The following is a 26,034-nucleotide window of genomic DNA, read 5'->3' on the forward strand; positions in this document are numbered from 1 at the left end:
AGAAGTATTACAGTAAAAAATTGCAACATTGGCGACATATTCCCGTGTCTTAGGCAATATGTTGCGTCTCGGCCTCGGCTTCGGCGGCTTCAATGGCGACCTCTTGCGCAACTTCGATCGCAACCGGCGATGCCGTCGGATAGACATGAGACATGGTACCGGTTTCATCCACCGGGATCGCGGCACGCTGCGTCATGCGGTACATGGCGTAAACCGCCATCGTCGCAAGTAGCGCAGCGATGAACAGGAAGAACCCCTGAGGGCCAAAGACGCGGTCGCCCATCAACCAGCCCGTGATCAGTGGACCCGCAATCGCACCCAGACCGTTGATGAACAACAGGCCGCCCGAGGCTGCAGCCATGTCTTCATGTTCAAGAAAGTCGTTCGTGTGGGCGAGCAAAAGCGAATACAGCGGGTTCGACATGCCGCCAATCACAAAGGCCGAGACGAGCAAAATCGGAAAGGCCAGTCCAAACAGCATCCCGGCAATTGCACCGCAGGCGCCTGTCACCGCAACCATCATAATCAATACCCGGCGATCCATTCGGTCCGAAAACCAACCCAACGGGTATTGCAATACGACCGCCCCGACATAGAACGCGGCCACAAAGGTCGAAATCTCGGCCAGCGAAAACCCTGCCCGCGCGCCATAGACCGAGGCCATACCGAATTGTGCCGAGAACACGCCGCCCAACAGGAACATGCCCACGCAACCCAGCGGAGATTTTCCCATCAACTCGCGCAGGGTCATGGGTTTGGTGGTGTCAAAGGCCGGCGTTGGTGAGATCGAAAGCAGAATGGGCGCGAATGAGACCGAAACCAAGATGGATGCGATTACAAAGGTCTCATATCCCGCTGGATCGCCCAGCAGCACCAGTGCCTGCGCACTGATAATCCCCGTCATCTGGAATATCATGTACAACGACAGAGCCTGCCCGCGGTTTTCATTGCTGGCCGCGTTGTTCAGCCAGCTTTCGGCGGTGACATACACCCCGGAAAAGCAGAAACCGATCACGACGCGGCCCAGAATCCAGACCACGGGGTTCGTCATCATCGGGTAAAGGATCATGACAGCCGAGATGAAAGACGCCAGCGCGGCAAACACCCGTACATGGCCAACACGCCGGATCATCTCGGGCGCAAGGCGCGACCCGCCGAGGAAGCCCAGAAAATAAGCCGACATTACGAATGACATCTCAAGGGTCGAAAAGCCCTCGATCTCTCCCCGGACACCCAGAATCGTCCCTTGCAGACCGTTACCGACCATCAACAGGCCCATACCAAGAAGAAGCGCCCATGCGCTGGACAGGACCTGAATCATTTGGGCCTCCGAAATATGCCGACCTGAACTCTGGATTCGCTTTTATATGAAAAACGGCTCTGATCGCGCTTGTCTACGACATTGCGAACGGACGATCCCGACAACGCGTCCCTTATGGGATCAAAAGCGACGCATCCCCATAAGAAAAGAATCGGTATTTCTGTTCAATCGCATGCGCATAGACATCGCGCATCCGGCCCTGCCCCATCAACGCGGAAACAAGCATCAACAGTGTGGATTTCGGCAGGTGGAAATTGGTCATCAGCGCATCGGTCACGTGGAACTCGAAACCGGGATAGATGAAGATATCAGTGTCGCCTTCCCAGGGTTCTATCTGCCCGGACCGCGAAGCACTTTCGATCAGGCGCAGGGCGGTTGTCCCCACGGGGATGACGCGCCCTCCGCCCGCTTTGGTGGCGCGGATTTCTTCGGCTGCTGTGGCGCTGACTTTGCCCCATTCGGCGTGCATCTTATGAGTGGTGACGTCCTCGACCTTGACGGGAAGGAACGTGCCCGCCCCGACATGCAGCGTCACATGACTGATCGTCACGCCACGGGTCTCAAGCGCCTGCATCAACACTTGATCAAAGTGCAGCGACGCCGTGGGGGCCGCGACCGCCCCCGAATTGCGCGCCCAAATCGTCTGATAGTCGGTCTTGTCCTGTTCGTCTGCCGGACGCTTGGCCGCAATATAGGGCGGCAGGGGCATTGCTCCGGCCTGTTCCAGCGCGGAGTCGAAATCCTCACCCATAAGGTTGAACCGCAGATAGGCTTGCCCATCCTCGACCCGCTCCAGCGTGGCGCTGAGGTCATCGGAGAACCTGATATCTTCGCCCAGCCTGACCTTTTTCAGCGGTTTGATCAGCGCCGCCCATGCGCCATCCGCCTGAGGTTCCAACAAGGTCGCTTCGATCGCGGCCGAAACCGGCCCTTGGGCGCTGTCGCGATGGCGACGGCCATTTAGCCGTGCTGGGATGACACGCGTGTCATTCAGCACCAGCCTGTCACCGGGTTGCAGCCAGTCGGGCAGATCAAACACATGAGCATTCGATACCGTATCACCGTTGGCCACCAATAGCCGCGCGGACGATCGCGGGCTGGCCGGGCGCGTTGCAATCAGGTCTTCGGGCAGGTGGAAATCAAAATCGCTGAGTTTCATGGCCGCGCCATACCCTGCCTTTTCAGATTCGGCCACCGTCTGATCACCGGTCGGATGGTGGTGATCCAAACGTCTTTTTGGGTTCATCCGGTTTCACGGTTTGCGCGTTGGGACCATCGGATACAGTCGGCGCCGGAGTCCGCAGCAGGTTGCGCAGGAAAAGGGGGGCCAGTCCGGACAGCGGATTGACCGACACTTTCGGCTGCCGCAGCGGTCCGGTCAGAGTATAATTAAAGCCAATCACGCCCTCGCCCTTCTTGGTGAAAACGCTGCCGATGGCATTCACCAGATAGATCGGCGAAATAGCTCCGCGCAGGTTCAGCGTTTCGGTAATCGTGTTAATTGTGCCGTCAAAAGACAAACCCATTGATGGTCCAACGGCACTACCGCTCAGGACTTTGACCTCTGTCGGAGTGATGCGCATTCGGCTTTCGATGGACGAGAAAAAGATACCCTGCCCCGCCATTTCATTGACCAGACCAACCAGGCTGATGGCGTTCAGCAGCGCGGCCATGGCAGGGGCATCCTTGATGTAGGTATTGGTGATTTTCGCGATGACGTCGTAATTGCCGGGCCCCGCGACCGGTTCCAATTGCACGTTCAATGACCCACTTCGTGCCTGCGTGATCATCCCTGCAGAACGCAAGACCGCCCCGGCATCCCCAGAGGTCAACGTTACTGCGCTGCGATTGGAGCGGGGGGCAACTTGCCCACGCACGGGTGCGCCTCCATTCACGCTGGCCGTGAAAGCGCCCCTGACTCCTCCGGTGGTTTGAAAGTCACCCTTGAACCCGGTCAGGGCTATGGTCTCGGTCACTTGCAGGCGGTCCAGCGTCACGTCCATCCGGGGTCCGGGGCCGGAACCACCACCCCCGCTGCTACTGCCAAAAGTCGCACGACCCAGGTTCATCACTCCGCCCAATACCCGGATGTCCGGCACCGCGCCGCCACGATTGATCAACTCGGCCGGAACCGCCAGCCAGTTACCCAGATCAAACGAGCTGAACTGAACGCGGTCGAAATCACCCTCATTAAACGAGATCGACGCAGAAGTGCGCAATCCAGCCGCCTCCAGCTTCAGCTCATCCACGCGCAGGTTTTCTCCTAACGTAGCCTCAAGCGTCATGGTGCCGGTCGTGCCAGCCCCCTTGCGCCAACCCAGTTCGGGAACAGCCAACCCAACGCCTTGCAGGTCCGAGGATGCAGTCAGTCTAGGCGGTGCCCCAGCACCGATACCCAGTGCAATGTCCGCCGTGCCCTGCCCTGTCAGCATTCCCTGTGGCAACCCGGCGTTCAACTCGGTCATCAACCGAGGGGACAATTCGATCTGCCCCGTCATTTCACTACGCTGAGCTTCGGTGCCACCGATTGGCTGCCTCCATGTTCCCCGAATGGGAACGTCGCCAAACAATCCATCGCCAGAAATTTCTACTCCGGCCTGGTTGCCCTCAAGCGCCAGTTGGTCGGCGCTGACTGAAAATCCCGGAACCAGCCTATCACTTTGGACATTGTCGACCTCACCGAGGAAGTGAAATTCTGTATCTTCGAATTTCAGCCCCTTCTTCATTGGCAGAGCCAACGTTCCGGCCAGATTTACAGTGCCCTCGGCCAGATCAACCGGCAAATTCGCTTTGGTCAGCAAGCTAAGTGGAGGTCGGTCAAGAAACGACAATGCCGCTGTCGTGCTGCCTTTGGCGGCCACCCGGGTAATCGACGGGGAGAGCTCTTTGATAGAGGTATCCGGGATGATGAAGGATGTGCCCGTGGCGTCTACTGCGCCCCCTTCATCCGCGATGACAACGCCCGATTCCGCTGTTGCCGTAAAGCGGCGATTGATCAGACTGGCCTGTCCCTGTGCATTCTCAAGTGGTGGTAAGGTCTTGGCGAACCTGATTTTTGCATTGTCGAAACCGAAGTCCAGATAAATATCGGGCTTGCTACCGGGCCGCAGACGCAAGGCGAAATCGACATCCGAGAATTGCCCTTCATACAAGTTTTCCTCGACCCAAAGCCGCGGCTTTGACGCCAGGCGTTCGGGCCAGTAATTCAACAGCTCATCCCCGTTCATGCTGTCCAGATGCGCCTCAAGTTGCGCCGCCCAACCTCGGGATTCACCTGTCAGTTTGCCCGAGCCCAACAACCGATAGTTGGCATCTTCGATCGTGATCTGACCCAGTCGCAAATCGAACGGTGCCAGGTTCATTTTCATATCCAGTTCAGCGCGTGCCAATTTCAGCGGTTCCGGGAACAGGTCAGCTGGATTGATGTTGATATTGCTGAGGCTTAGCTGCGACGTCAGACTGTCCAGCGCGCCGTTTTCGATACCGTGTAGAAACGCCTTGCCTTCGGCCTGCAAAGCCCCCCATGCCGAAACCACTGAGACTTCGTTGAAATCAAGTTCCTCCTGAGTGGGGGTATAGGTGAAATAGGTTCTGGCGGACTCGAACGGAATGGGGCGCGTTTCTTGCGTTGGCTGCACCACACCGGCCCCAAGGTTCAGCGTTGCGAACAGCGGCCCCAAGGCAGCGTTACTGTCAATGCTGCCGCGCAACGCCCCTGAAATCGGTGCCTTGAGGACCTGCAGCCACGACAAGGCAACACTTTGACTGGCGATATCTTCAGTCGGCAGATCGGTAATTGAAATGCCGAACTCCGCCTGAGGTGTGCCCAGAACACTGGTATAATTCGCCTCGATCGAACTGGCATAGTCGCGGCCGGTCAGAACAGAGAACCCTGTGGCAAGATGCATCTCATCCCCGGTTCTGGTCGCGGTGATATGCCCCCCGTCGAAAACCCAGGCCCGACCAAGACGCAGATCCTGATAGTCCAGCGTCAGCGATTCCAACTCGACAGAGCGCAGCCCCGACAGGATCGGAGACAGAAACACATCGTCGGATTGCTCGATCAACTGGGCCAGATTCGGTGCCTGCTGTACCGGGGTACTGCCCGAGCCAACGGTCAGCGACAATGCCCCGTCCAGCCCCCGGGTCAAGGCGATCTGAGCATCGCGAAGGATAATGCGGCGCGGACGAATTTGCCCCCGCAAAAGCCCACGCATGGATAGTCGGGTGCGCAGGTCCGAAACCTGCGCAATCTGCTGCCCAGCCGCGTCACTGATGGTCACGTCAGTCAGTTGCAGACGGGGGCGCCATTCTTCGTTCACGATAAAACTAGCGTCACCGAAACTGAATTTCAGCCCCCCAAGGCTGTGTTCAAGGCGCTGCTCAACTTGCTTTCTCAGCCACTCAGGAGCGTGCAGATTCTGACCGAACAGAAAAAACCAGCCCGCAAATACTAACAGTCCCAGAGACAGAACTGTCCAACCAGAAAAATGCGCGGCAATACGGCGACGCGACCGGCGACGCCGGGGTTTATTGGACTGCTGAGCACTTTTTTCCTCGTGCTGCACCAATTTTCTATCCACGTCTTCCAACCCGCTCGTGCCGCCCTATGATCACGGGCAGCCCATAAAAAACTTTAGCGGAGTTTCCAATGCCCGACGTTTCAGACATCGCCCCTGATTTCACTTTGCCCCGCGACGGAGGCGGCGAGGTCACCTTGTCAGCCCTGCGCGGCGGAACCGTCGTTTTGTTCTTCTATCCTCGTGATGATACGCCGGGCTGCACCAAGGAATCCATCGGTTTCTCGGAACAACTTCAAGACTTTGGTGATGCGGGCGCTCACGTTTTCGGCATTTCACGGGACAGCATCGCCAAGCACGACAAATTCGTGGCCAAGCACAACCTGACCACACCACTGTTGTCGGACGAAGGCTCGACCGTTTGCGAGGATTACGGCGTGTGGGTGGAAAAGAACATGTACGGCAAGAAATCGATGGGCATTCAGCGCTCGACCTTCGTGATCGACGCCGAAGGTAAGATCGTCAAAGTCTGGCGCAAGGTCAAAGTGCCCGGACACGTGGAGGAAGTGCTGGAGGCCGTGCGCGCCCTGTAACCCTCTCGACCACAGTCGCCATCCGGTCTAAGAGCCGTGTGCAATCAAGCGGAGAAACATGGTGTCCAAGACGCTGACTCAGATGGCGACCGAGGTTCTGACCACGGCGAATGGGCGGGAAAAAACTGCCCTGTCCAAACGCTATGCCGCCGCATGGTTTGCATCGCGCAAAGGCGACGCGCCCGCGATTGAGATCGGCACCGCCACCCCGCCGCTACAACCTGCGCGCCCGGACCGTCCCGAACTGCTATCCCCGCGCGAGGTGCCAAAACGGAAACCGGGTACCGAGGCGGGCCGTATCGCTTTGTTGCACGCCGTCGCGCATATTGAACTGAATGCGGTCGATCTGCATTGGGATATCATCGCTCGCTTTGGTCATGTGCCGATACCGGTCGGGTTCTATGACGACTGGGTTAAATGCGCCGAAGAGGAATCGCGCCATTTCGAGATGGTGTGCGATTGCCTCGAATCCGTGGGCAGCCACTATGGCGCCCTGCCTGCCCATGCCGGTATGTGGCGCGCGGCTGAGGACACCGCCGAGGATCTGATGGGCCGTTTGGCCGTGGTTCCGATGGTGCTTGAGGCACGCGGGCTGGACGTGACCCCCGGCATGATCGACATCTTCCGCAAGGCCAAGGACGAACATGCCATTGCGGCGCTGGAAGTCATCTATGCCGAAGAGGTTGGACATGTGGCCTATGGCTCGAAGTGGTTTCATTTCCTTTGCGGGCGCGAGAATGCTGATCCCAAAGATGTGTTCCACCAGCTAGTCCGACAATATTTTCACGGCGTCCTGAAACCGCCTTTCAACGAAGAAAAACGCGCCGAAGCCGGATTACCCCCTGATTTTTACTGGCCTCTGACCGAAGACCTGCCCGCGCCCGGCTCGGCGCAATAAACGCATGCAACTTGACGTTATCGGCAATTTCCCGCCGAGTTTTGGCGGGAATAATGGGGTTTCTTGTGTGAACTAGTTTACAAACTTGCCCAAATCACGCGCGCCCTCTATGCACTTCGCCCAAGGGACGGCTATCACTCACGACCGGTCCCGAATCTTGGGGATGAGAGGTGAAGACGCGTGCGAACCCGTCTGGCAATCAAACTACACTCAATGCTCGAGCGGCATTTCCCGGAGCGCCGGGTTTTTCTGAAATCTGATAACGACACGCGGTTTATCCGGCTCAGCTCGGAAACGCAGATTTTCGCCGTCGCCGGCGTTGCGGTGTTCGTTGGCTGGACGGCGGTTGCCACGGCAATTTTGCTGATGGACAGCATCGGATCGGGCAATTTCCGTGAACAGGCCAAACGCGATCAGGCAACCTATCAAGACCGACTGAATATCCTATCGACCGAGCGGGACACCCGCGCTCAAGAGGCGCTGGCCGCGCAGGATCGTTTTAACGCGGCGCTGGAACAAATCTCGGCGATGCAGTCGGAACTGCTGGCCTCGGAAAACCGCCGCCGCGAACTGGAAACCGGAATCGAAGTGATCCAGACCACTTTGCGCGCCACCATGAAGCAGCGCGAAGAAGCCCGTACCGAGTTGGCTAGCATGCAGGTCGAATCCGATGACGGCGACACGTACGTGCCTGCTCTGGCCGACCCCGAGCAGATGAATTTCATGACCGACGCGCTGGTCCGCACCGCACAGGAGCGCGATAAAATTGCCACCGACGCAAAGGACGCGCTGGCGCAGCGCGATGAGCTTGAGCTGGAAATCCGGCTGATGCAGGAGCGCAGCGACGAGATCTTCCGGCAGCTGGAAGAGGCGATGGTGATCTCGGTCGAACCGCTGGATAAGATGTTCCGCGAGGCCGGTATGCCCACCGACCGAATTATCGAAGAGGTCCGCCGCGGCTATAGCGGCATGGGCGGCCCTCTGATCCCGATTTCTTTCAGCACGCGCGGTGAGGATCTGACCCCCGACGAAATCCGCGCAAATGTCCTGCTGCAACAGATGGACCAGCTGAACCTGTACCGCATCGCCGCCGAAAAGGCCCCCTTTGCCAGCCCGGTACGCGATGTGGTGCGCTATACCAGCGGCTACGGCACCCGCCGCGACCCGAAAACCGGTGGCCGGCGTATGCATAACGGTGCGGATTTTGCCGGAGCTCATGGAACCGACATCTTTGCCACTGCCGACGGCGTTGTAACTCATGCAGGCTGGCAATCCGGTTTCGGCAGGTTGGTAAAAATCAAGCACGCCTTCGGGGTTGAGACTCTTTACGCTCATAATACCAATATCCGGGTCAAGGTTGGCCAAAGGGTCTCGCGCGGGGATCATATTGCTGATATGGGTAGCACCGGACGGTCTACCGGCACGCATCTGCACTATGAGGTTCGCGTCGACGGTGTACCAAGAAATCCAATGACTTACATCAAGGCTGCGAGAAATGTTTTCTAAGAGCAAAATCAACGAGCCCGCATCCGACGCCCCCGAGACAGCAAAACCAGCTGCCCCGGCGACACCGGCTGCCCCTACTCCGGCGGAAACCAAGGCTAGTACCGCGCCCAAACCCAAGCCTCCGGCATCGGTTCTGTCCTCGGATCTGCACATCACGGGCAACCTGAAGACAACGGGCGACATCCAGGTCGAAGGCACAGTCGAAGGCGACATTCGCGCGCATCTGCTGACCATCGGCGAAACCGCGACCATCAAGGGCGAAGTCACCGCAGATGACGTCGTGATCAACGGCCGCATCGTGGGCCGCGTGCGTGGCCTGAAGGTGCGTCTGACCTCGTCCGCCCGTGTCGAAGGCGATATCATCCACAAGACCATCGCCATCGAAAGCGGTGCGCATTTCGAAGGTTCGGTGCAGCGTCAGGACGATCCGCTGAACCCGGGCCGCAGCGGCAAGTCGGGTGCCAACCCGGCAGCCGAGGTCAAGCAGTAACGCTGACCCTATTTCCGAATGGTCAAACGCCGCGGGTCAGCCCGCGGCGTTTTTCTTTTGCCCTTGCTGGCCGCTGTGGTCGGTATAGGGTTCTGTCATGTTGATCTTTTTCTCTATCCTTCTGTTGATTGTGGGCTTTTTCCTGTTCCGCCACTGGTCAAAGTCTCAGGCACGGCGGGCCCTGCTGGCCACCCCTCTGACTGACCACCAGCGCAACCTGATTGAGCAGCAAGTGCCCTTGATCCGACGCCTGCCCTCTGATCTTCGCGCCAAACTGGACGGCAAGGTGAACCTGTTTCTGGATCAGGTGCAGTTTCACGGCTGCGACGGGTTGGAAGTCACCGAAGAAATGGAACTGGCTATAGCCGCGCAAGCCAGTCTGCTGCTGGTCAACAGCGATCTCTGGTACGACCACCTGACAACCATCCTGATCTATCCAAGCGCCTTCAAATCACGTCAGCGCCGACAGGATGGCTATGTCGTCAGTGAGAAGGAAATCGTGCGAACAGGCGAAAGCTGGGATCGCGGGCCGGTCATTCTTTCTTGGTCGCACAGCAAACAAGGCGCGGCCAATGACCATGACGGTCAGAATGTCGTCCTGCACGAGTTTGCGCATCAGGTCGACGACCTGTCAGGCGGCACTAACGGCGTTCCGATCCTGAGCGACGGGCAGAGCTTTGCCGAATGGGAACGCGTGTTTCTGACCGCCTATGACGCCCACGTCCACGCCGTCGAACATGGGCAGCATACAGTTATCGACCCCTATGGCGCCGTTGGTCACGAAGAATTCTTTGCGGTTTCGGTCGAGGTGTTTTTTGAACAGCCCCGGCAATTGAAAGCTGCCGTGCCCGACGTCTATCAACAGCTTTCGAAACTGTTTCGTCTGGACCCGGCAATCTGGGATTAAACAAAAAACGAAACCCAACATAGATACCGAAATCCATTCCTGAGCACAGCGGGAAATTTTTCCCCGCTTCCTGGCATTTCACAAAATGTGATTTTTGAATTACCCTTAAATCAGTGTTTTCAGGAGGGATTTTCATGTCATCAAAACTCATGGCCGAGTTCTTCGGCACGTTCTGGCTGGTGCTAGGCGGTTGCGGCAGCGCTGTTCTGGCAGCTGGCGTTGCTGATGTGGGCATCGGCTGGCTGGGCGTATCCTTCGCCTTCGGCCTGACTGTTCTGACCATGGCTTACGCGGTCGGGCATATCTCAGGTGGGCATTTCAACCCGGCGGTCAGTCTTGGCCTGATGATCGGTGGCAGGTTCCCGGCGCAAGAACTGATCCCCTATTGGATCGCGCAGGTGATCGGCGCAATCGCCGCCGCCGCCGTTCTGTACCTGATCGTCAGCGGCGCACCGGGGTTCGAGGGTGTCGGCGGGTTCGCCTCGAACGGATACGGAGAAGCGTCGCCGCAGGGTTATTCGATGATGTCCGCATTGGTGATCGAGATCGTGATGACCGCGTTCTTCATCCTTGTCATTTTAGGCGCAACATCCAACTTTGCGCCCGACGGGTTTGCCCCGATCGCCATCGGTCTGTGTCTGACACTGATCCACCTGATTTCGATCCCGGTGACCAATACATCGGTCAACCCGGCGCGTTCGACCGGTGTAGCCCTGTTTGCCGATGGCCCGGCGCTGGCGCAGCTCTGGCTGTTCTGGGTCGCCCCGCTTATCGGTGCTGCCATCGGGGCGCTGATCTGGCAAATGATGGGTGACGACTGAATTTAAAGAGCCCCGATGTTCAGATACATCGGGGCCTTTTCTTTATTCGGTGACGGTGACTTTTTTCATCACGTCCGGTTGACCAATAACGGCACCGTTCTGGCCTTCGCCGCGCTTGATCGCGTCCACCACGTCCATGCCGTCCGTGACCTGACCGACAACCGTGTACTGGCCGTTCAGGAACGGGCCCGGTGCAAACATGATGAAGAACTGCGAATTCGCGCTGTCCGGATCCTGTGCCCGCGCCATGCCAACGACACCACGATCATAGTTGAAATCCGAGAACTCGGCTGGCAGGTCAGGACGGTCGGACCCGCCGGTTCCGGCCCGACGCATGTCGCCACCGATGCGGCCGAATTCGACATCACCGGTCTGCGCCATGAAGCCGTCGATGACACGGTGGAACACCACGCCGTCATACTTGCCTTCGGCGGCCAGAGCGCTGATCTGCTCAACGTGTTTGGGGGCGATATCATCGAATAGATCAACGGTGACGGTGCCGTTGGCCCCCTCACCTTCGATTTCGATCTGCAAACCCGTGGCCAGCGCAGGGCTGGCCAGCAAGGCAAAAGCGGCGATCAGTTTATACATCTGCCGCAACCTTGACACTGATCATGCGGTCGGGGCTTGCTGGCGGCTCGCCACGCACGATGGCGTCTACATGCTCCATCCCGTCGATAACGCGTCCGTAAACGGTGTACTGGCCATTCAGGAAATGGTTGTCCTTGAAATTGATGAAGAACTGCGAATTCGCCGAATCCGGGTTCTGCGAACGCGCCGCACCCAGGGTGCCACGGTCATGGGGCAGCTTCGAGAACTCTGCGGGAACATTCGGCAGCGACGAGCCACCAGTGCCCGCCATGCGAATGTTGAACCCGTCTTCCATGTCGCCGTGCTGCACGTCGCCGGTTTGCGCCATGAAACCGTCGATCACACGGTGAAAGGCCACGTTGTCATACTCACCACCGCGCGCCAGTTCCTTCATCCGGGCACTGTGCTGCGGGGCCACGTCAGGCAGCAGCTCGATGACGACATTGCCATCTTTGAGTTCGACGATGATTGTGTTTTCGGGATCCTTGATCTCGGCCATGAGGCCCTCCTGTCGTTTGTCTTGCGCAAATACCTATGACGCGGGCGCATGAATGCCAAGTGACGCATTGACCTGAAGGCAAAATGCAGGAAAAGAACCGCCTGAATCTGTTGTAACGTCAAGGATAGAGCGATGGGCTGGAAAACTCTGGATGATATGGACCTGAACGGCAAACGCGTGCTAGTGCGCGTCGATATCAACGTGCCGGTCGTTGACGGGGTTGTGACCGATGCAACCCGCATTCAGCGTATCGTCCCCTCTGTGCGCGATATCCTTTCAGCCGGAGGCAAGCCCATCCTGCTGGCCCATTTCGGTCGCCCTGGTGGCGAGCGGCGCGAGAACCTGTCGCTGAAGCAGCTGATCCCCACGCTTGAAGCCGCCTTTGGCACAGAGGTTCTGTTCGCCGCAGATTGCGTCGGCACCGAGGCCGATCTGGCCGCCGAAGCGCTGAAACCCGGTCAGGTGCTGCTGCTTGAGAACACGCGCTTTCACGCAGCAGAAACCAAGAACGACGCCGATCTGGCTGCCGGCATGGCCAAGCTGGGTGATATCTACTGCAACGACGCATTCTCGGCGGCCCATCGCGCGCACAGCTCGACCGAGGCCATCGCTCGTTTGTTGCCTGCCTGTGCCGGTCGCCTGATGCAGGCCGAGCTTGAAGCGCTGGAAGGCGCGTTGGGTGCGCCCAAGCGCCCTGTGACCGCCGTTGTCGGTGGTGCAAAGGTTTCGACCAAGCTGGAACTGCTGGGCAACCTGATCGACAAGGTGGAATATCTGGTCATCGGTGGTGGCATGGCGAACACCTTCCTTGTTGCCAAAGGTCTGAATGTCGGTAAATCACTGGCCGAAACGGCAATGAAAGACACCGCCGCCGAGATCCTGGCCAAGGCTGAAACCTCTGGCTGCACAATCGTCCTGCCCACGGACGTCGTGGTTGCCGAAAAATTCGAGGCCAACGCCCCGCATCAAGTGTTGCCTGCCGATCAATGCCCGGAGGACGGCATGATCCTGGACGCAGGCCCAGACAGTGTTTCCGCCATTACCGAGATTTTCGGTAAAAGCCAGACCCTGATCTGGAACGGCCCGCTGGGCGCATTCGAGATCGAGCCCTTTGATGCGGCCACCAACGCAGCGGCTCTGAAGGCGGCAGCACTGACACGGTCGGGTCAACTGGTCTCGGTCGCTGGTGGCGGTGACACGGTCGCGGCCTTGAACGCTTCGGGCGCGGCAAAGGATTTCTCGTACATCTCGACCGCTGGCGGCGCGTTTCTGGAATGGATGGAAGGTAAGACCCTGCCCGGCGTCGCCGCTCTGGAAGGTCAGGCGTAACGTCAAATTGGTCGCATTTCGGGCCTCATGGTAAACTCTCGTTATAGAGTTGGAGATCTTGCCATGAGGGTCCTTGCCTGTCTGATCGTAACATTGATCCCTGCCTATGCCGCAGCACAATCCAGCTGTGGCGGGAAAACGCAACTCGACGCCAATTTCTGCGCCAAGGAAAAGTGGGAAATTGCGGATCACGAGCTGAACCGGATTTGGGCTGAGATCAAGCCACTGGCCGATGCACGCGGAGACGGTCAAACCCTGTTGACGGAACAACGCGCCTGGCTGAAAGCGCGCAATGCCACCTGCGACCCAGAGTTGGCAAGCGATGGCAGTGCGGCACCGATGTTCTATTGGGCCTGTATGGAACAGCAAACCCTGACACGCAATCAATCGCTTGAGGCATGGCGCTGAGGAACGAAATCCAGCAATTCGTAAAAAAGTGCGAGCCAAGGGATTCACAACCCGAATCACCTGTGACATAGTACGAACAGATGCTCGCAAAGGGCACGTTATTGAGGCAAATTTCATACGGCGGTAAACAGAGTGTCCCGTTCCCATCGGCCCGGTTTGGGCGCAGTCGTTTTCTTCATGGTGGCATTTATGCTAGGTGTGTATTTCACCTTCGCTGCCGTGCAGGGCGACTATGGCCTGTTCCGGCGGGTCGAGATTGCAGCGGAACGGGACGCCCTGTCGCAGGATCTGGCCAAGCTCGAGGCCGAGATCGCCGAAATGGAAAACCTGACCCGTCGTTTATCGGACACCTATCTGGATCTTGATCTGCTGGATCAGCAGGCCCGTTCGGTTCTGGGAATGATCCGTTCGGACGAAATCGTCATCCGCTGACCCAGCAGATACACTTCATCAAAAATCTGCATCTTCTAACAGTTCGCCGCGGCCTGAAATCGCGCGAAACCGCAATGCGTCATATTTACCCTCGCCAGAAAGCAGGAAATGCTTTAAGAGATAGTTTAACGCTAAACTATCTGTCCGAAAGGGGGAGATCGCCACAATGGCTGCGCGAAAAACCACAAAGAAACCAAATGTTTCTGCGGAAGAGCTAAAAACTTACTACCGCGAAATGCTTTTGATCCGCCGATTCGAAGAAAAGGCGGGCCAGCTTTATGGCATGGGTCTGATCGGTGGGTTCTGCCACCTTTATATCGGGCAGGAAGCCGTTGTTGTGGGCCTTGAGGCCGCAGCCAGAGATGGTGACAAGCGTATCACCTCGTATCGCGACCACGGTCACATGTTGGCCTGTGGAATGGAGCCGGGTGGCGTGATGGCCGAATTGACCGGGCGTGAAGGTGGGTTGTCCAAAGGCAAAGGCGGCTCGATGCACATGTTCTCGAAAGAGAAACACTTCTACGGCGGTCACGGCATCGTCGGCGCGCAGGTGCCGCTAGGTGCAGGTCTGGCCTTTGCAGACAAGTACAAGGAAAACGGCGGTGTTACCTTCACCTATTTCGGTGATGGTGCGGCGAACCAGGGTCAGGTCTATGAGACCTTCAACATGGCCGCTATCTGGAGCCTGCCAGTTATTTTCGTTATCGAAAACAACCAATACGCCATGGGCACCTCACAGGAACGGTCGACCTCGACCAAAGATATTTATCACCGTGGTGAGGCCTTCGGCATCCCCGGTGAAATCGTAGATGGTATGGATGTGCTTGCGGTGAAGGCGGCCAGTGAAAAGGCTGTGGCCCACTGCCGTGCAGGCAAAGGCCCCTACATTCTGGAAATCAAGACCTACCGCTATCGCGGCCACTCGATGTCCGATCCGGCCAAATACCGTACCCGTGAAGAAGTTCAGAAGGTCCGCGAACAAAGCGACCCGATTGAACATGTGCGCGATCTGCTGCTGACCGGAAAACACGCGACCGAGGATGATCTGAAAGCGATCGATAAAGAGATCAAAGAGATCGTCAACCAGGCCGCCGAATTCTCGAAAGAAAGCCCCGAGCCTTCGCTGGATGAGCTCTGGACCGATATTTACGCCTGAGAGGACGAATAAGACATGGCAACCGAAATTCTCATGCCCGCACTCTCGCCTACAATGGAAGAGGGCACATTGGCCAAGTGGCTGGTCAAGGAAGGCGATACCGTTTCTTCCGGTGACATCATGGCCGAAATTGAAACCGACAAAGCGACGATGGAATTCGAAGCTGTCGATGAAGGCATCGTCGGCAAAATCCTAATCGGTGAAGGCACCGAAGGGGTCAAGGTCAACACCCCCATCGCGGTGCTGGTCGAAGAGGGCGAAGACGCCTCGGCCCTGCCCGCGGCTGCACCTGCAGCCGCAGCGGTGGCTGAGGCCGCCCCAGCGGCGGTTGAGGCCCCCGCTCCTGCCGCAGCCCCGGCAGCTCCGGTCGTTGACTTGTCACCTGATTGGCCGGCCGACGCCGAGATGAAATCTGAAACAGTCCGCGAAGCTCTGCGCGACGCTATGGCCGAAGAAATGCGCGGCGACGAAGATGTTTATCTGATGGGTGAAGAAGTCGCCGAATATCAGGGCGCGTACAAGATCTCCCAAGGCCTGTTGGACGAATTCGGCTCCAAGCGTGTGATCGACACACCGATTACCGAGCATGGCTTTGCCGGTATCGCGGTTGGTTCTGCCTTTGGCGGGCTGAAACCGATTGTTGAATTCATGACCTTCAACTTCGCTATGCAGGCGATGGATCAGATCATCAACTCGGCCGCCAAGACACTTTACATGTCCGGTGGTCAGATGGGCTGCCCCATCGTGTTCCGTGGTCCCAACGGTGCCGCTGCCCGCGTGGCCGCGCAGCACTCTCAGGACTACGCCGCATGGTACATGCAGGTCCCAGGCCTGAAAGTCGTGATGCCCTACTCGGCGGCAGATGCCAAAGGCCTGCTGAAATCGGCGATCCGTGACCCTAACCCGGTGGTCTTCCTGGAAAACGAAATCCTCTACGGTCGCTCTTTCGACGTACCGCAGGTTGATGACCTGACCATCCCGCTGGGCAAGGCGCGTATCTGGCGCGAAGGCTCGGATGTGACCATCGTCAGCTTTGGCATTGGCATGCAATTCGCATTGGAAGCCGCTGACAAACTGGCCGAGGAAGGCATCAGCGCCGAAGTGATCGACCTGCGCACCATCCGCCCGATGGATACCGGTGCGATCATCAATTCTGTGATGAAAACCAACCGTCTGGTGACGGTCGAAGAAGGTTGGCCACAAGGTTCGGTCGGCAGCTACATCTCCTCCGTGGTGATGCAGGAAGCGTTCGACTATCTCGACGCACCAGTCATCAACTGCACCGGCAAGGATGTTCCGATGCCCTACGCCGCGAACCTGGAAAAGCTGGCGCTGGTGACCACGGATGAAGTGATCGCCGCCGTTAAACAAGTGACCTATCGGTAAGGAGCGACACAGATGCCTACAGAAATTCTGATGCCCGCCCTTTCACCGACTATGGAGGAAGGCACGCTTGCCAAATGGCTGGTCAAGGAAGGCGATACCGTCTCCTCCGGTGACCTGCTGGCCGAGATCGAAACCGACAAGGCCACGATGGAGTTCGAAGCCGTCGACGAAGGCACCGTTGGCAAGATCCTGATCCCGGAAGGCACCGAGGGGGTCAAGGTCAACACTGCCATCGCAGTTCTGCTGGAAGATGGCGAAAGCGCCGATGATATCGCGGCCACGCCTACCACAGCCCCCGCGGCTGCCCCCGCAGCCGCCGCGGGCAACGAGGCCGCCGCGCCAGCGGCGTCCGAGGCGCCCGCCCCTGCCCCGGCTGCTCCGGCCAAGGCGGATGGTGGTCGTATCTTTGCGTCTCCATTGGCCCGCCGAATTGCGGCCCAAAAGGGTCTGGATCTGGCGCAGATCGCAGGGTCCGGCCCACATGGCCGTATCGTCAAGGCGGATGTCGAAAGCGCCACGGCTGCACCGGCTGCGGCAACCGCTCCGGCTCCTGCGGCAGCGGCGGCGGCAGCACCCGCTGCGGCTCCAGCTGGCCCCTCGGCAGATGCGGTGGCGCGCATGTACGAAGGTCGGGAGTACGAAGAGGTCAAACTGGACGGTATGCGCAAGACCATCGCTGCGCGTCTGTCCGAGGCCAAGCAGACCATCCCGCATTTCTACCTGCGCCGCGATATCAAACTGGACGCGCTGCTCAAGTTCCGCGCACAGCTGAACAAGCAGCTGGAAGGCCGTAGTGTAAAGCTCAGCGTGAACGACTTCATCATCAAGGCTGTCGCCAACGCACTGCAGCAAGTGCCGCAATGCAACGCCGTCTGGGCTGAAGATCGTGTTCTGCAACTGAAACCTTCGGATGTGGCCGTTGCGGTCGCCATCGAAGGTGGCTTGTTCACTCCGGTTCTGCAGGATGCTGACACCAAATCCCTGTCGGCCTTGTCGACCGAGATGAAAGACCTTGCAGGTCGAGCACGTGAACGCAAACTGGCACCGCATGAATATCAGGGCGGCACCTTTGCCATTTCGAACCTGGGTATGTTTGGCATCGACAATTTCGACGCCATCGTGAACCCGCCCCATGCTGGCATTCTGGCCGTAGGTTCGGGGGTCAAGAAGCCGGTTGTCGGTGACGATGGCGAACTGACCGTTGCCACGGTCATGTCAGTCACCATGTCGGTGGACCACAGGGTTATTGACGGCGCGTTGGGCGCAGAGTTGCTGCAGGCGATCGTCGAAAACCTTGAAAACCCTATGGTTATGCTGGCCTAAGAGCTTATGAACTCAGGCCACGCCGGGCTATTCACCGGCGTGGCCTCTCAGATCACCGCCATGATGTGAGCAGGCGTGATCATTGAAATAGTTGCTCAATCACACTCAGCAGACCACCTTGATTGCACGGATAGTTCTGATGCAAAGGTGCCCTATGACCCTCGTGAAATTGGCAAAGTGCTTTTTGGTGGTGTCCTTATTGGCGACAACTTTATCCGCCGCCGCTATTGCTAAGCCCAACGGCTACCCGGGCGAGAATTCGACCTACAACCCTGATCCTGTCGAAGAGGCCAAGCGCAAGGCAGACCGCGCCAAACGCATCGAAGCGCGCAAAAAACGCCGCGAGGAAAAGCGGCTCGAGCGGTTAAACAGAAAGAACCGCTCGAACTAAGGTCGTTTTACTGGTCTTTGCCCAGCATATGATCCATCGAAATCGAGGGCTGATCGCATCCGGCCTCTCCGACGATCTTCGCGGGGATACCTGCAACGGTTTTGCAGGCGGGAACCTCTTGCAGCACCACAGACCCTGCCGCGATGCGGCTGCAATGACCGACCACGATATTCCCCAGCACCTTGGCACCGGCCCCGATCAGCACGCCGTTACCGATGGTCGGATGGCGCTGCTCTTCTTCTTTTCCGGTGCCACCCAGCGTCACTGAGTGCAGCATCGAGACGTTGTCGCCGACAATTGCGGTTTCCCCGATGACGATCGAATGGGCGTGGTCGATCATGATACCTTTGCCGATTTTCGCCGCCGGATGAATGTCGATCCCGAAAATCTCGGACGAACGCATCTGGAAAAAATACGCCAAATCGTGACGTCCCTTATTCCAAAGCCAATGCGCCACGCGATAAGCCTGCATCGCCTGATAGCCTTTGAAATAAAGGATCGGCTGCAACAGACGGTGGCACGCCGGGTCACGCTCATACACAGCCATCAGGTCGGCGCGCGCCGCTTCAAGCAGCAAGGCGTCATCGGCATAGGCTTCGTCCACGATTTCGCGCAGCACCATCATCGACATTTCATTCGAACACAGCTTGGCCGACACGCGATAAGATAGAGCCCGCTCAAGGCTTCGGTGGTGCAGGATGCAGGCGTGAACCAGCCCCCCCATCAATGGTTCGCTTTCGACCGCCGCATGGGCTTCGGTCGTGATGCGGTTCCAAACTGGGTCGACAGGCGTTACCTGACTGCGCTTTTCCAACATGGCTTTTGATCCTTTGCTGCGCCTAGAATGCCATTTAGTTGTAAAAACGCCAAACGCAAACCCGTGATCTGCAGAGTAACGAAAATGAATGAAACTGATTTGGCAGAGTTTGAAACGAAAATTCAGGCACGATTGGCTGAAATTGCGGATCATTCAAACGCCGAAAGGCCGGCTCAGGCTATTGTAGAACTGGATCAGCAGGCTATCGGACGTCTAAGCAGAATGGACGCGCTGCAGAATCAGGCAATGGCCAAAGCACAGCAGGCCAACCGGGATATCGAGGCGCGGCGGTTGCAGGCCGCGCTGGACCGTATTCGCGACGGCGAATTCGGGTATTGCGAGGATTGCAGCGATGAGATTCCTATAGGTCGATTAAATCTGGACCTCGCCGCCACGAAATGCGTCAGTTGCGCGTCCGGCTGATCTGAAACCGGATTAAATGACGCAGAACAATCTCGAAACAGCGACAATATTGCACATCATCAAAACCGGGCTCATCCGCCAATTGCCTATTACGTGCTGTGGCCATTAACGAGCCATTACCGAATACCGGGTGAAGCTTACCCGTTTGGCCAACATGTTTGTCGGCCAGTTCGGCTTCGTGGATCATGCGAATACACAAGCGGTCGCGATTCTGCGGCAGCGCGGCCAGCAAGGCCCGCGCTGCCGCACTGACGTCTCCGTGCAGGACAGGACGCATACCGTAACTTACCCGACTGTTTTAAAGGCAGATAATCCTGGCCCATAGTTGGCCGACACCTGCGCTACGCGGACCTCATACAGGCCACTGACACCGTCTGCAGCTTTCATAGCAGGAGTGTAGGTCCAGCGCGGTTCGCTTACGATCTGCTCCTGTTTCGGGCTCCCGTCTGCCAGTATCTGCAAAAGATAGGTTTCACTTTCCTCGGCCAACGGCACCTCAATCCCTGCCCAATCGTCGCCATCCTGCCGGGTCCGGCGTACCCACGAAAGTTCATCGCCCGCGGGTGTTCTCTTTGCTTTTAGGTGCACGGGTGCATATGGGCGCAATCCGTTGCCGTCGAACGCCTCGGTTAGATGAACATAAGACGGGTCATCGTATCCGCGTGTCGCGGGACCGATGCGGTAGTGTTTGGTCACCCGCCGTTCAGAGCGCAACAGACTGGTCTGATAGACGCGCTGATCCAGCAGGACGAACATCGAACCATCCGGCCAGACATCAGGCATGAGCGCATCCGTTCCTAACTGGCCGCGTAACCGGCCGGACAATGTATAGATGCCCGTGTCTTGCAGAGTAGCGTCGGCGAATTGAAACAACTCCCAATTGCCTGGCGTCCCGTCCCCGATCGCCGCCAGATTGGCCCCGTTCAACAGCGCATCCCGAGGGCGCGATTCCAGCAGGCCATCCACCAGATTGACCCGCAGCGGCGAGCCTTCATCCCAGACACCCGCACTGGCCCGCCACAACGGAGTTTCGGTAAAGCCAATAACTGCCTGCCCCGAGATCACCTCTTGCAGCGCATAATCTTCGTCGCTGGCGGCCGAGTAGACGGCTACACTGCCGGGCCATGGATTGGCCGACGTAGCAAGGTAAGGGGCATGTGGTGCTTCAGATCCAGTCAGCAGCGGCAGATCCATGAACACGGGCAAAACGGGAACCGGTGCCACAAAAGGTTTGATCGACACTTCGTCGTCGGGCAGGTCAGAGGGCGCATAGACACTTGGCTCGATCCGAACCGCTTCGGCCAATTGCAAGTCTGCTTGCTCAAGTCGGTCGATGCGATAGCGCGCGCTCTGCCCTTCTTTGGGCAGGCTGACCACATCACCTGCACCCAGATGCAACATCGACGGCGGCAAGGCAAAGCGCGCAGTCTCGCGCGAGACCCGCGCCTCACTTAACCAGCGTTCGGCGGTCTGGCGGCCTTCGGCGCGTGTCAGCGACAGAGGCATTTCATTTACCGAAACCGAGTGTGTGCGGGTATCCGGCAGGATAGCCTCTTCGGATGCGACATCATGGTCGGCATCAGATTGCACAAACCGCAACCGAACGCGGCCGGTCATTTCGGCCTCGGCCTCCCTACGGTATTCTAGGCGGCCTTCGACATCAGAACTGTCCGCGAGAATATCGGTATTCAACTCAATAGCTTTGCTGCCGTCACGCATTTGAAACAGCAACACACCATCCCGTTCAATTGCGTCGAACCCGTAACGTAACATCAAAGGCTGTAATGCAGCGCGCGCACTGGATACATCTTCAACAACATACCCCCGGACAACGCCATAAAGACGCGATACGTCGATATCCGTTACCCCTGCACCATGGCAGATTTCAGTGACCACAGAGGCCAGAGACCGTGTCCCGGACCGCCCATTCAGCCAGTGCCCCCGAGGATAGTTCGCCCCATCACTCCACTGGCTGCGCAGGTTTGGAAAAGTTGGGAAAGGACGTGCGTCCCAAGCCCAGACATAGGCGTTCGCCATATCCACCATCCGACCAGCATATTGGTCTGAAAGCGGATTGATCGCCGGATCAGACCAATACCCATGCATCGCCTTCAGGTACTGAAGCTGCATGAAGTCGTCGCGCCGACCGGAAGAGTAGCGCGGCAGGCTGGATTCCGAGGATTTGGGATCAAGAAACTTGTTGGGCTGGTTGGTCCCCTTGTCGATGGCTGCGCACCCCAGTTCCGTAAACCAGATCGGTTTTGAGCCAGGCACCCAGTCCGTCGGATCCGCCTGCCGGACGCCACCAATGCGTTCGTGGTGCCTGTTCACCCACCAGTTACGCAAGTCCTTGTACCGCCAGACCCACGCTTCGCCATGGTCCTCGTCAGTGATCGGCGTCCGTATCTGCGCTTCGGCCTCTTCCGGTGATGCATAGTACCAATCATAACCCTCACCACCTTCGATATTGCCGCGAAGGTAGTCGAGATCATAAATCGCATCAGCGCCGGCTTTCCGGTCCAGATGATCTCCACCATCCCGCCAATCAGACAGAGGCATGTAATTGTCGATACCGACGAAATCGATGTTTTCGTCAGCCCACAGAGGATCAAGGTGGAAATACCGATCTCCCGTCCCGTCTTTGGGTTGATAACCGAAGTACTCACTCCAATCCGCCGCATACCCGATTTTCGTGTCGGACCCCAATATCTCGCGCACTTCGGCGGCCAGCGCCTGCATTTGTGACACGGCAGGAAACCCGGCTAGACCGCGGATTTGCGTCAGCCCACGCATTTCAGAGCTGATGCAGAACGACTCCACCCCTCCGGCAGCTTTGCACAGCGCCGCGTAATGCAGAATGAACCGGCGCAGGCCCCATTCCTGGGGGCCGCTATAGGTCACGTCCCCACCACCGACAACAAAGTCACCGGCACTTGCGGTTCCAAAGAACGCAGCCACCTGCGCGTCGGCCGTTGCAGTCTTGTCCGGCGATCCATCCCGACCGGGTGCGGTGCTGAGCGTGATCCGCCCCCGCCAGGGAAGGTGCGGCTGGTTACCCGCATCCGACCACGGATCGGGCAAACCGTTGCCCTGCAACTGATCCATCAAAATAAACGGGTAAAACATCACCCGCTTGCCAATGCTTTTCAAATGCTGGATCGCCTGAATCACAGATTGATCCGCAGGCGTTGCACCGTATAAAGGCCGATCGTCTTCATGCTTAACAATCTGGGCAGCCTGGCGATCTACACCTGTCACCTGCCAAGGCATGGATTCGCCTTCGATATCCTTGTGCAAAACCTTCGGTTGAATCTGACATTGACCGCACCGCAGATCATCCCCAAACCACGACACGATCAACGATGCAGCATCGCAGGTTGGTAATTCGCGTTGCAGCGCCCGGGTCGAGGTCACCAGATCCGCCACCCCCGACGCAGAGTTCACATTCGCCGCCCAACTCTGTCCCCGCCCCTTGGTATAATTGATCTGCTCGCTGGCTAGCGCATATTCACCGGTACCAGGCATCAGGGCAACGCCTCGGATGGATTTGAACAGGGCATCCGGAGTATCTGGCAGACCTGGCTGCTCTTGCCGCACGACTTCGAATGAAAACTGCGGCACCCTGTTTCCGAACGCCGCAAGCTGCAGCCCTTCAATCACCACATAGGCCGTGCCGCGATAGGCCGGGACATTGCCGGATTCTTCGATCGCTTCGATCAAGGGATCCGGTAGCTGCTGGTTATCCCCTCGATAAATGCGCATGTTCAGCCCGGCACGCTCCAGTTCCTCTCCGTCCGCCCAAATGCGCGGGACGTCGGAAATCCGTCCGGCCCCTACCGCGATGGCCATCGAAATCGAATAGCTATAGCTATGTGTGGTCGTTGTGACCTCGGGCGATTTAGGAGAACCTTTTCCACCGCCCCCGCCGCCTTGGGTGGTCGTGCTTGTGCTTTTCGTTTCCAGAAAATCGGATGCCCATATGACTTGTCCACCTACCCGCATACGCCCGTAAACCGTGGTGACCGGCGCACCTTCTCCGGTTTCTGTCAGGCGGAATCGATCCAACCGTCCAGTTTCGACCACTTCGCTGCCGCCGCCCATGACCGACTGGCTCATCAACCGCTGGTCAATGACCCGCCCCAGCGTTGCGCCAACGGCGCGACCGATTACCGCTGTCGACAACCCCGCAACGGTACCGCCAATTGCGCCACCAACTGCAGCCCCTGCCGCAGACAGAATTATTGTAGCCATTCAGATGTCCTCCAGCGGAAATTCAAAACAGGCGACCACCCGGCGTCGCCAGGGGTCACTCAGCGTATTTTCGACAACGCCGTGGCCGGAATAGGCATGAATGAACCGTGGCACCGGCCCGGTTTCGCTGACGACGCCCACATGTTTCGCGACACACCCGTCACGCATGCGGAACAACAGGACATCGCCTGCCTCTGCGGTGTCCGGGCTTTTTTCAATCAGATGGCGACGCGCGGCGTCCCACATGCGTTCCTCGCCCTGTGGCTCGGACCAGTCCATGCTATAGATCGGAACTGCTTCGGGCTCGTGTCCCAGAAGCGCACGCCACACACCGCGCAAAAGGCCCAGGCAATCTGCACCTGCCCCTTTGACCGAAGCCTGATGCACATACGGCGTTCCCAGCCAGCTCCGTGTTTCATTCACAATATCCTGCCTGCGGGTGTTCATCGTCTACTTCCCCCAGTGTTGGGATTTCCCTGCTTGGGTACGGCCATCACCCAATCTTCGCCCGGAAGATCTGGAAATCCCTGAAAGTTTATGATGTTGTTGAATTTTCTGCGACAGGTACTCATGCTTTTATCACATCCGGCGGTAAGCTTGACTTGATCTCCGACAGCCAAGCCACCGCTGATACCGGACCAAAGCGTAATGTTACGCCCCCCCGTAATCCGTTCGTCCCTTTTGATCGCCGCCCATAGCCCGGACGCTCGCCCGGACACGACATCCAACCTGCCGCGCTTAAACCATTCTGCATGCGGAGGCTGCGCGCCCTTCAACTGCAAAACAGTGCCAGCGATCACCGCAACTACTTTCGCTTCGGCCTGATACCCCTGCGCGCTGAGATTGAATTTACAAGCACCATCTCCCAGAACCGCGGTACAGGGTTTCTGATAAATCCTTCCCATCGGGCGGTTCAGCAGATCGGTCAGTCCGCGCAATTCGGCATGAAATGCTCCACCCGCTCGGCGCATTTCCCCAATTGAGCCTTTGAATTGCAGCATGCGTTGATCCGGCCGGGCCCAATTGACCAGCCAGGCCCGGACTTCCGCGTTATCGAACCGGCCAGCTTCGATGTCTTCTTCCGAGACAGCGGCATCTGACAAAGCGCCCATAGCCTCAGAGTTGTCGATGGACAGGCCAGTAGCCTGTTCGATCGCCGTGGCCGTCAATCCTGTGCTTGCTTTGAAAGTCATTCCTTCAAAGTTCAGTTCCAAATCATGATCGGTAAAGCCGTATTCCTGCCCGTCCTCACGCCGGATCGCCCAGCATCGGCAGGTCGTGGTCAGCCCGGATTGTAAATGGGCGTACAGCCCTTGTTTATTGCCACTCATCAGACACGCACCTCGACCACCGGAACATTGGGTACATCGCCTGCCTGGAAGCTGGCCACACTGGTCTGTATCTTGTCGGTGTCAAAACGAACCGGCACGTCGAATTCAAACCCGGCGGTGATTTCCACCTCTTCCGGCGGCGGCGCTGAAAAGGTGATGAGACCACTATTCAAATCGACTTCAAAGTCGACGCCTTCGCGCATCTGGTCCTGCTCTAGCCCGATCTTGACCGTGCCTAAAACGGGTTTGACGATCGGACGAACATAGCTGAACCCACCCGAGCTGTAGGTTTTGACCAGCTGAAACTCCGTCTTTTTACCGTCACCACGCGCAATGACCTGATCGGCTTGCGCCACGTTTGCCGTCACAGTTCCGGATTTGTAATCCGACCAGTCTTTCCATCGGAAACCAAACATCTGCCCCTGACGGGCTTCGAAAAATGAAACCAGCGTCTCGATATCGTCCAGCGACCGCATACCCAATCCGGCGTCATAGCGGCGCCGCGAATGCGCCCAAGGCGTGTTGCGCTCTTCGAACCCGTTGGCCAACGTCACGATATCAGTGCGCCGCTCGGGGCCGCCGACCGAGCCAAAGCTCAGGCTGGCGGGAAATCTTACCTCGTGGAAATTCATCAGCTGCTC

The 26,034-nt window shown here is 57.9% G+C and carries 25 protein-coding genes; 14 read left to right on the forward strand and 11 right to left on the reverse strand.

What is annotated here, in order from left to right:
- Nucleotides 1-49: 49 nt before the first annotated feature.
- The 3 genes from RUE5091_RS03855 to RUE5091_RS03865 all read right to left on the reverse strand — a co-directional run bounded on the left by RUE5091_RS03855 (nt 50) and on the right by RUE5091_RS03865 (nt 5,904).
- On the reverse strand, nt 50-1,321 hold the full coding sequence (locus tag RUE5091_RS03855; RefSeq protein ID WP_058280569.1) for an MFS transporter: 1,272 nt from the start codon (nt 1,319-1,321) through the stop codon (nt 50-52).
- A gap of 112 nt (nt 1,322-1,433) precedes the next feature.
- Complete coding sequence (gene queA / locus RUE5091_RS03860) at nt 1,434-2,480, reverse strand: tRNA preQ1(34) S-adenosylmethionine ribosyltransferase-isomerase QueA (RefSeq protein WP_058280750.1); 1,047 nt, start codon at nt 2,478-2,480, stop codon at nt 1,434-1,436.
- A 43-nt stretch (nt 2,481-2,523) separates the two neighbouring features.
- A complete protein-coding gene (locus RUE5091_RS03865; protein WP_243470708.1) occupies nt 2,524-5,904 on the reverse strand; it encodes a YhdP family protein in 3,381 nt (1,126 codons plus the stop codon).
- Nucleotides 5,905-5,972: 68 nt separating this feature from the next.
- Here RUE5091_RS03865 and RUE5091_RS03870 point away from each other — a divergent pair, with 68 nt between their 5' ends.
- The 6 genes from RUE5091_RS03870 to aqpZ all read left to right on the forward strand — a co-directional run bounded on the left by RUE5091_RS03870 (nt 5,973) and on the right by aqpZ (nt 11,056).
- Nucleotides 5,973-6,434 carry a peroxiredoxin gene (locus tag RUE5091_RS03870; protein WP_058280571.1) on the forward strand — a complete coding sequence of 154 codons (462 nt, stop codon included), beginning with the start codon at nt 5,973-5,975 and terminating at the stop codon, nt 6,432-6,434.
- Nucleotides 6,435-6,516: 82 nt separating this feature from the next.
- Nucleotides 6,517-7,332 carry a ferritin-like domain-containing protein gene (locus tag RUE5091_RS03875; RefSeq protein WP_370731925.1) on the forward strand — a complete coding sequence of 272 codons (816 nt, stop codon included), beginning with the start codon at nt 6,517-6,519 and terminating at the stop codon, nt 7,330-7,332.
- Between the two features lie 180 nt (nt 7,333-7,512).
- The gene (locus RUE5091_RS03880) at nt 7,513-8,838 is read left to right on the forward strand and encodes a M23 family metallopeptidase (protein WP_058280573.1); all 1,326 of its coding nucleotides are present in this window, start codon (nt 7,513-7,515) and stop codon (nt 8,836-8,838) included.
- Nucleotides 8,828-9,328, forward strand: a complete 501-nt coding sequence (locus RUE5091_RS03885) for a bactofilin family protein (protein ID WP_058280574.1) — start codon at nt 8,828-8,830, stop codon at nt 9,326-9,328. Before RUE5091_RS03880 ends, RUE5091_RS03885 begins: the two co-directional genes overlap by 11 nt.
- Nucleotides 9,329-9,425: 97 nt before the next feature.
- Complete coding sequence (locus RUE5091_RS03890; RefSeq protein ID WP_058280575.1) at nt 9,426-10,235, forward strand: M90 family metallopeptidase; 810 nt, start codon at nt 9,426-9,428, stop codon at nt 10,233-10,235.
- Between the two features lie 134 nt (nt 10,236-10,369).
- A complete protein-coding gene (aqpZ, locus tag RUE5091_RS03895; protein ID WP_058280576.1) occupies nt 10,370-11,056 on the forward strand; it encodes an aquaporin Z in 687 nt (228 codons plus the stop codon).
- Between the two features lie 42 nt (nt 11,057-11,098).
- Here aqpZ and RUE5091_RS03900 read toward each other — a convergent pair whose 3' ends face one another.
- Both RUE5091_RS03900 and RUE5091_RS03905 read right to left on the reverse strand, forming a co-directional pair.
- A complete protein-coding gene (locus RUE5091_RS03900; protein ID WP_058280577.1) occupies nt 11,099-11,647 on the reverse strand; it encodes a peptidylprolyl isomerase in 549 nt (182 codons plus the stop codon).
- Nucleotides 11,640-12,146 carry a peptidylprolyl isomerase gene (locus tag RUE5091_RS03905; protein ID WP_058280578.1) on the reverse strand — a complete coding sequence of 169 codons (507 nt, stop codon included), beginning with the start codon at nt 12,144-12,146 and terminating at the stop codon, nt 11,640-11,642. The genes RUE5091_RS03900 and RUE5091_RS03905 overlap by 8 nt, the downstream gene beginning before the upstream one ends.
- 132 nt (nt 12,147-12,278) lie before the next feature.
- Between RUE5091_RS03905 and RUE5091_RS03910 the strand changes: the two genes are divergently transcribed.
- The 7 genes from RUE5091_RS03910 (at nt 12,279) to RUE5091_RS03940 (ending at nt 18,571) form a co-directional block, all read left to right on the forward strand.
- The gene (locus tag RUE5091_RS03910; RefSeq protein ID WP_058280579.1) at nt 12,279-13,475 is read left to right on the forward strand and encodes a phosphoglycerate kinase; all 1,197 of its coding nucleotides are present in this window, start codon (nt 12,279-12,281) and stop codon (nt 13,473-13,475) included.
- Between the two features lie 63 nt (nt 13,476-13,538).
- Complete coding sequence (locus RUE5091_RS03915; protein WP_058280580.1) at nt 13,539-13,883, forward strand: lysozyme inhibitor LprI family protein; 345 nt, start codon at nt 13,539-13,541, stop codon at nt 13,881-13,883.
- 132 nt (nt 13,884-14,015) lie between these two features.
- Complete coding sequence (locus RUE5091_RS03920) at nt 14,016-14,315, forward strand: FtsB family cell division protein (protein ID WP_058280581.1); 300 nt, start codon at nt 14,016-14,018, stop codon at nt 14,313-14,315.
- Nucleotides 14,316-14,481: 166 nt separating this feature from the next.
- Nucleotides 14,482-15,471: a pyruvate dehydrogenase (acetyl-transferring) E1 component subunit alpha gene (gene pdhA, locus RUE5091_RS03925; protein WP_058280582.1), complete on the forward strand. Its 990-nt coding sequence runs from the start codon at nt 14,482-14,484 to the stop codon at nt 15,469-15,471.
- Nucleotides 15,472-15,486: 15 nt separating this feature from the next.
- The gene (locus RUE5091_RS03930) at nt 15,487-16,857 is read left to right on the forward strand and encodes a pyruvate dehydrogenase complex E1 component subunit beta (RefSeq protein WP_058280583.1); all 1,371 of its coding nucleotides are present in this window, start codon (nt 15,487-15,489) and stop codon (nt 16,855-16,857) included.
- A gap of 12 nt (nt 16,858-16,869) precedes the next feature.
- Nucleotides 16,870-18,180 carry a pyruvate dehydrogenase complex dihydrolipoamide acetyltransferase gene (locus tag RUE5091_RS03935; RefSeq protein ID WP_058280584.1) on the forward strand — a complete coding sequence of 437 codons (1,311 nt, stop codon included), beginning with the start codon at nt 16,870-16,872 and terminating at the stop codon, nt 18,178-18,180.
- Between the two features lie 154 nt (nt 18,181-18,334).
- The gene (locus RUE5091_RS03940) at nt 18,335-18,571 is read left to right on the forward strand and encodes a hypothetical protein (RefSeq protein WP_058280585.1); all 237 of its coding nucleotides are present in this window, start codon (nt 18,335-18,337) and stop codon (nt 18,569-18,571) included.
- Nucleotides 18,572-18,578: 7 nt separating this feature from the next.
- On the opposite strand, the gene cysE is transcribed toward RUE5091_RS03940, so the two are convergent.
- Nucleotides 18,579-19,388 carry a serine O-acetyltransferase gene (gene cysE, locus RUE5091_RS03945; protein WP_058280586.1) on the reverse strand — a complete coding sequence of 270 codons (810 nt, stop codon included), beginning with the start codon at nt 19,386-19,388 and terminating at the stop codon, nt 18,579-18,581.
- Nucleotides 19,389-19,472: 84 nt separating this feature from the next.
- Here cysE and RUE5091_RS03950 point away from each other — a divergent pair, with 84 nt between their 5' ends.
- The gene (locus tag RUE5091_RS03950) at nt 19,473-19,811 is read left to right on the forward strand and encodes a TraR/DksA family transcriptional regulator (protein ID WP_058280587.1); all 339 of its coding nucleotides are present in this window, start codon (nt 19,473-19,475) and stop codon (nt 19,809-19,811) included.
- Here the strand turns inward: RUE5091_RS03950 and RUE5091_RS03955 are convergent.
- Genes RUE5091_RS03955 through RUE5091_RS03975 form a run of 5 tightly spaced genes read right to left on the reverse strand, consistent with a single transcriptional unit; the run spans nt 19,792 to nt 26,025 of the window.
- On the reverse strand, nt 19,792-20,088 hold the full coding sequence (locus RUE5091_RS03955; protein ID WP_058280588.1) for a DUF7742 family protein: 297 nt from the start codon (nt 20,086-20,088) through the stop codon (nt 19,792-19,794). The genes RUE5091_RS03950 and RUE5091_RS03955 overlap by 20 nt on opposite strands.
- An 8-nt stretch (nt 20,089-20,096) precedes the next feature.
- On the reverse strand, nt 20,097-24,062 hold the full coding sequence (locus tag RUE5091_RS03960) for a baseplate multidomain protein megatron (protein WP_058280589.1): 3,966 nt from the start codon (nt 24,060-24,062) through the stop codon (nt 20,097-20,099).
- The gene (locus tag RUE5091_RS03965) at nt 24,063-24,509 is read right to left on the reverse strand and encodes an NlpC/P60 family protein (RefSeq protein WP_058280590.1); all 447 of its coding nucleotides are present in this window, start codon (nt 24,507-24,509) and stop codon (nt 24,063-24,065) included.
- Nucleotides 24,506-25,393 carry a phage/gene transfer agent baseplate hub protein gene (locus tag RUE5091_RS03970; protein ID WP_058280591.1) on the reverse strand — a complete coding sequence of 296 codons (888 nt, stop codon included), beginning with the start codon at nt 25,391-25,393 and terminating at the stop codon, nt 24,506-24,508. Before RUE5091_RS03970 ends, RUE5091_RS03965 begins: the two co-directional genes overlap by 4 nt.
- Nucleotides 25,393-26,025 (reverse strand): DUF2460 domain-containing protein, encoded by a 633-nt coding sequence (locus tag RUE5091_RS03975; RefSeq protein WP_058280592.1) that lies wholly within the window; start codon nt 26,023-26,025, stop codon nt 25,393-25,395. Before RUE5091_RS03975 ends, RUE5091_RS03970 begins: the two co-directional genes overlap by 1 nt.
- Nucleotides 26,026-26,034: the final 9 nt, after the last annotated feature.

The organism is Ruegeria denitrificans (assembly GCF_001458295.1).
GTDB lineage: Bacteria > Pseudomonadota > Alphaproteobacteria > Rhodobacterales > Rhodobacteraceae > Ruegeria > Ruegeria denitrificans.